This is a genomic window from Hyella patelloides LEGE 07179, assembly GCF_900659865.1.
GTDB classification, from domain to species: domain Bacteria; phylum Cyanobacteriota; class Cyanobacteriia; order Cyanobacteriales; family Xenococcaceae; genus Hyella; species Hyella patelloides.
In genome coordinates, this window is sequence record NZ_LR214126.1 from 1 (window position 1) to 5,573 (window position 5,573).

Consider the following 5,573-nt stretch of genomic DNA (forward strand, 5'->3'; position numbering starts at 1 on the left):
GAAGCTCCGAACAGTATTACTATCGGTTTCATACCTGTCTTGAACGAGTTGCTCATTGAGGGAAACCCAAGGGGCTGATTCTGTCGTTTCACGGCAGAACTCTTCTGCCCCGCCCAAGACCCCTAAAGGACTCGGCTTCGCCGTCGCGCACTCGTTCGCTAAATCAGCAACGCCATAAAAGCTAATAAGTGCGATTGCAGAATTAGTTAAGGGAATTTTGACTGTTGCGTATATGCTAATTATATTCACCAAAAAAAGCATATAGTTTTACCTAAAACTCAATTAACGAGAGTGGAAGGAGAAAATACACGGGTTAGGCATTATTTAGCTAGATTACATAGAAATACGCTCTGTTATTCCAAATCAGCACTCATGTTGAAACACTCTATCAGGCTTTTGATGCACTACTTGAGATTTCAACAAATTCCTCTTCCTGCATAAATCAACAATCTATTCTGCAACGCCTAATTAAACGTATCTCTTCCGATGTTTATTAAAATTTTGCAAGATTTTTGGGGAATGATATCCGTACAGCCATTAATTGATTTTTTTGGCAATTAAATATGAGATTGATTACTTTATCTTTACTCTTATCTCTTTCTCTAGGTGGATGTGGATTGTCAGACTCACTTAATTATGATGAAAAAATTGGTGTGCCAGAAGAGACTATTGAAGAACGAGATGCTTGGGGACAAAAACATTTAGGAGCTTCATATCAGCGAGGAATTAATTGGGTAAAAAATGCCGAAATAGTTGAAGAAAAAGTTGGTAATGTAATTGCTGTTGCGCCTCTGGGAAAACCCAACTATGTTGAATCTTATTTTACTGATGGTTTGCAAGGCAATATTACGTTGGAAGTTATTGGAGATAAAGGGAAAGCTGTATTTTCTGCCAATGATATAGCTCCTTGCGCTACAGAAAGTACTTGTTTTAAGTCTGGTACTTTAACCGTTAATAGTGAAAAAATTCCGATTCATCACACTGGTATTAGTCTCGAAGAATTTAATCAACCTCCTAATAGAATTAAAGCTCTTACTCAAGAAATAAAATTTTACAATCGTAAACTTCTACCCAATACTCATCCACACAAATCACTTTCTAGTATTCATGGTTTGTGGTTTAAAAGGGCTAAAGCCTATGCTGATAATCAAGAATTTACTAATGCAATTTCAGATATGGAAACAGCAATTGCATTATTATCAAAAAACAATCAAAAACCGAGCAGGATTATTGAGCAAGAATCTAAAAAATATGCTCGTCAACTAGCTTTATATAATTATTACTTAGAACAGTTTGATAAAAGTGCTGAATTAATTCAAAATGCTATTGCTAAAAATAATTTTAAACAAAACCAAAAATATCTAGATGATAACAATTTATGGTTATGGATAGTAAGAATGCGTGCGGGGAAACAAGATTTAGCTAATAGAGAATTAAAACAGGCTATGCAAATAGCAACTCAACAAGAAAAATTTTGTTCGCTGAATATTGCACTTGCTAGTCTATTTTTGGAAGAAATGAAAGAACAAGAATTATTTCAAAATTTAAAAGATAATCCTGCTGCATATATCCATAATTGTGGTTTTTTATCTTCAAGATTATTTTTTGATGGTTATTATTATGCAGGACAGAAGCAGATAGTTAATGGAAACCTTAAAAAAGGTAAAGAATTACTTCAAAAATCGCTAGAATATGAGGCTGTAAATAGGGATATAGAACGCGAGCTAGCAATCTATGAATTAAATAAAATTAATAATCAAAATTATAATAATCAAAATTAGTATCCCTGTTTTGTCACTTTCCGAGATAGCTCCTTACAGCGAGAAGATTACAGGCATTTTCTAATTTGAGCTTTTATTATTATTAAAAAAACGAGCCATCCTTTTCTCTACAAAGACTCCAGAATTTAGAAATGACAAAATTTTTCGGAGTCTGACAGAAGAGGGATAAGTTAATGCTAACCTTAAAGCAAAACTAAACTGTAAATTTTCTCCTTATGGTTGATAATATAGTTTAGCTAACATTCGATGAGCTTCGTTAGCAGCTTCTAGAGCTATTTCAACCTTTTTCTAGGTAATTTTTTCGAGACTTAGATTATATTCTGCTTGTTGTTTAGCTAATTTTTGACTAGCACCAATAAATCGATCATCTAGATTAGATAATCTTTTATCTTTTGACCAATTAAGAGCATATTCTAAAGCTGAATCTTGCAAGAAATGCGCTCATTTTTGTTAATTGGAAGCTATCCAGGTATTCAACCGAATTAGCATAATGACAAAAGCTAGCTAAGTGTTTTTCTACTCAATTGAGATTAAAAATAGTTTGATAAATTGATTTTTTTATTTTAAGAAATTCGCCTGATTTAGCAACTAAATCTGATAGGATTAATTCTATTTGTTTGATAATATTATTAGATGCTTGAGCCAAAGTAGATATTTTCCGAAATGAGAACAAGTTTTAGTACAATAAATAATCAATATCATCTAATTCATCATCAAACTCATCATCAAGATCGTTACTACATTCGTAATATAATCGATCGTTATCTGGCTCAATATTAAAGCTGTGGGTACTACTTTTTTGATTATTAGGTAACTTATCTTGTAAGGGTCGATCGACTTCGACAGTAGTAACAACGTTATGAATAGAAATGTCAAGTAAAGTTGTCATGATTGATTTGTGTGTAATGTATGCTTCTCTTGTATAGCTCTAGTGTGACAGTTTTTTCCCAAATTGCAGATAAAGTTGATAAAAATTGATATCTTGTTTGAAAACTTAGGAAATAGCAAAAATCAATAAGATATAGCGATCGCTATTAATGATTAAAGTATTTTATTAAGTCTATAATATTGACAAATCGATGTTTTTTGGTAATAACGGAACAATTAATTTTAACAATAATTTCCCAGTAGATATTATACAAGGAAATATTAATATAAGCGATCGCTAAATCCGAAACAAGAGAATGTTGAGATACTTAAGGTGTTGTACTTGGTTTTGAAGAATACCATTGTCGCCAAGCATTAGAGCTACGAATTGCTAACCAAAATAATAATAAAGCAATTAAACCTCCTTCTTTAGGAGCAGTGAAAGCTAAAAATACCAGAGAAATACAAAGAATATCTTCGATACAAACTAGCCAAATAGGAATACCTCGAAGGCGAAAAAACCAACCTACTTGAACTAAAGTTAAAACTAAAGCAAAAATACCTCCAATCAACCCAATTAACCACATAGGTTGAAAGTTGATTTCAAAAATATGAGTGATTGTAATAGCAGCTAAAGCTCCTACAAAAGGACTAAATAATAATTGAATAATTTGTAATACTCTCTGTCCTAAAAGCTTTTTTGAGCCAAATAATTCAAATAATGACCAAGAAATTCCCACAGCTAGAACGACTCTAGGATCGAGACGATTAAATAAAGCAATTTCAGTTAATAGTTCTTGACTATAAAACAAACCAAGAATCAATAACGGTAGAGCTAATCTCATGCTAGCAGCAGCAGAGACTGATAATACTGCTAAGACTAATGTCAACATTTTCAGATACTTAAAATAATAACTGATACGATGGTTGATAAATAACTAAATAAGTATCGACCTAAACAATATTTCAATACTTTATATCAAAAGAAAAAATTGAAAATATACTTAGTTACTTAGTTTCACTATACCCAGAAGCTCAAACTTTATTATCATATAAGTTTCCCAAAAGTAATATCTTTGTAAGAAATTGCTCCCCAGAGACTTTTTGCTTATTAATTAACATGAATATCTCAATCGCTCATGTTTCATCCTTTAACCTTTTTTTTAATGATTGCAGTCCCCAGAAAATAAGATTACGATCTACTAAAGTTAGTTTGCTAACTTGAGGATAGAGAGTTTGTAGATAATGAAAAATTAATTTACTATCTCCTCCCGTGAAGATAATTGAACTATCAGGAAATTTATCCCACCAATTATTAATGTAACTATGAATTCCTGCCATAGTAGTGTAGATAATCCCGCTAGAGATCGCTTTTTCCGTGTCTAATGCCCAACGAGGGGGCAAATCAGAGGGTAAATTAGCCTGAGGTAATGCTGCGGTGTGTTGATGAAGACTTCGTAATTGCGATCGTAAACCTGGTAAAATAGCACCACCAATCAGAGCTTTTTTCCGATCTACTGCGGTGAAGGTTAAAGCTGTACCGCCATCAATGACTAGACAAGGGTAATTATATGTTTCTCCTGCACCATAGATAGCTAAGGCGCGATCGATGCCCAAGGTAGCATAGGTATTGAGTAGAGGAATATCTAAAACAGTGATTTGATGTAGTTGGGGATAATTACTCCATAAGGCTGTTTTAAAAGGTACAACAGAGGCTAAATAGATAGTTAGAGAGTTATTCTTAACTGTTTTTTGATACCGATTGGGAAGAAAAGTGCTGAGAGATGTTGCCGAATTAATCTCTTCTAAGAGGTGTGGCGTATCCCAAGCTTCTTGTAAAATATTATCTACAAACCAAGCCCAATGTAAATGAGAATTACCAATTACTAAGCCTAGCCAATAATCCATAATAATCGCATTTAATTTGAAATCATGAGTTTTTTAATTTCGCGTTTATCGTTTCTGGTTAATCGTTTTAATCTGCTACCTTAAACTGAGCTACTGTAGATTGTAGTTTGGCAGTAACCTGTGCTGTCGATCCAATCGATTGTGCCACCTGTTGAGAAGATTTGGATATCGTCTCAGACAATTGAGCAATTTTTCGCATCAGGTTAGTCACGTTTTGAGATGTTGTTGCCTGAGAAATAGTATTTTGGGAAATTGAACCCATTAACTGGTTGATTGCTTGAGATTTTGCTAACACCAAACTCAAACTTTCTTTAGTCGATTCTACAAGATGCGTAGTTTTTACTACCTGGGTTGTACCTGATTTCATGGCTTGGCTGACTTCTGTGGTTTCGGCTTGAATGGTGGTGACAATTCTGGCAATTTCTTGAGTTGCGGTGCTACATTGTTCGGCTAGGGCACCTACTTGTTCGGCTACGGCAGCAAATCCCTGTCCGTATTCCCCAGCACGATGGGCTTCATTACGGGCGTTAATGGCTAAGACGTTGGTTTTTAAAGCAATTTCTTCAATCAAAGACAGTGCTTGCGCGATTTTTTGTGATGATGCTCCTAAACGCTTCATTTTCTGGGCTGTGTTTCCTACGGTAGTCCGCAGATTCAGAATACTCTCTACAGTCAAGTCCATATTTTCCGTACTGTTTAAAACGGTGTTATAAGTATCGTCGACAATTTTTTCTGCTTGGTGAGCGTTGTGAGCTACTTCTTGAATTGATTGCGACATCTGTTGCACAGATGTTAATGTCTTGCGAGTTTCCTGAGCTTCAGCAATAGCTTGTTTTGCTAATAAACGAATCGCATTTTCATTTTGCTTCAAAGAATTCTCCACTTGAGTTGTTGATTGTCTGGCTTCAATGGCAATCTCCTGTAAGCTACTAATAATGGCATTAAATAGATCGGCAACGGTACTTAACTCCACTGAATTCAGGTTGGCTCTAACGGTTAAATCTCCTTCTGTGGCAT

At 34.4% G+C, this 5,573-nt stretch carries 7 protein-coding genes and 1 pseudogene; 2 read left to right on the forward strand and 6 right to left on the reverse strand.

Features of this window, described 5'->3' with window-relative positions; genetic code table 11:
- On the reverse strand, positions 1-249 hold a 249-nt coding region (locus H1P_RS30375; RefSeq protein WP_144874779.1), incomplete at its 3' end, for a hypothetical protein.
- Between H1P_RS30375 and H1P_RS30380 the strand changes: the two are divergent.
- Positions 229-441, forward strand: a pseudogene (locus tag H1P_RS30380) (IS1 family transposase); the annotation flags it as partial. The gene H1P_RS30375 and the pseudogene H1P_RS30380 sit on opposite strands and share 21 nt — an antisense overlap.
- A gap of 122 nt (positions 442-563) precedes the next feature.
- Positions 564-1,781 (forward strand): tetratricopeptide repeat protein, encoded by a 1,218-nt coding sequence (locus H1P_RS30385; protein ID WP_144874781.1) that lies wholly within the window; start codon positions 564-566, stop codon positions 1,779-1,781.
- A 288-nt stretch (positions 1,782-2,069) separates the two neighbouring features.
- Here H1P_RS30385 and H1P_RS36760 read toward each other — a convergent pair whose 3' ends face one another.
- The 5 genes from H1P_RS36760 to H1P_RS30405 form a co-directional block, all read right to left on the reverse strand.
- Positions 2,070-2,213, reverse strand: a complete 144-nt coding sequence (locus tag H1P_RS36760) for a hypothetical protein (RefSeq protein WP_186376234.1) — start codon at positions 2,211-2,213, stop codon at positions 2,070-2,072.
- Positions 2,214-2,457: 244 nt separating this feature from the next.
- On the reverse strand, positions 2,458-2,670 hold the full coding sequence (locus H1P_RS30390; RefSeq protein WP_144874783.1) for a hypothetical protein: 213 nt from the start codon (positions 2,668-2,670) through the stop codon (positions 2,458-2,460).
- 307 nt (positions 2,671-2,977) lie between these two features.
- Positions 2,978-3,541 carry a DUF4126 domain-containing protein gene (locus H1P_RS30395; RefSeq protein WP_144874785.1) on the reverse strand — a complete coding sequence of 188 codons (564 nt, stop codon included), beginning with the start codon at positions 3,539-3,541 and terminating at the stop codon, positions 2,978-2,980.
- Between the two features lie 244 nt (positions 3,542-3,785).
- Positions 3,786-4,556 carry a pantothenate kinase gene (locus H1P_RS30400; RefSeq protein ID WP_144874787.1) on the reverse strand — a complete coding sequence of 257 codons (771 nt, stop codon included), beginning with the start codon at positions 4,554-4,556 and terminating at the stop codon, positions 3,786-3,788.
- Positions 4,557-4,623: 67 nt separating this feature from the next.
- Positions 4,624-5,573: methyl-accepting chemotaxis protein (locus tag H1P_RS30405; protein WP_246142025.1), on the reverse strand; the 950-nt coding region annotated here is incomplete at its 5' end.

Bases quoted from the DNA above. Each gene is read 5' to 3' on its own strand.
- H1P_RS30385 (WP_144874781.1), top strand. From the start codon at position 564: ATGAGATTGATTACTTTATCTTTACTCTTATCTCTTTCTCTAGGTGGA.
- H1P_RS30400 (WP_144874787.1), bottom strand. From the start codon at position 4,556: ATGGATTATTGGCTAGGCTTAGTAATTGGTAATTCTCATTTACATTGG.
- H1P_RS30395 (WP_144874785.1), bottom strand. From the start codon at position 3,541: ATGTTGACATTAGTCTTAGCAGTATTATCAGTCTCTGCTGCTGCTAGC.
- H1P_RS30390 (WP_144874783.1), bottom strand. From the start codon at position 2,670: ATGACAACTTTACTTGACATTTCTATTCATAACGTTGTTACTACTGTC.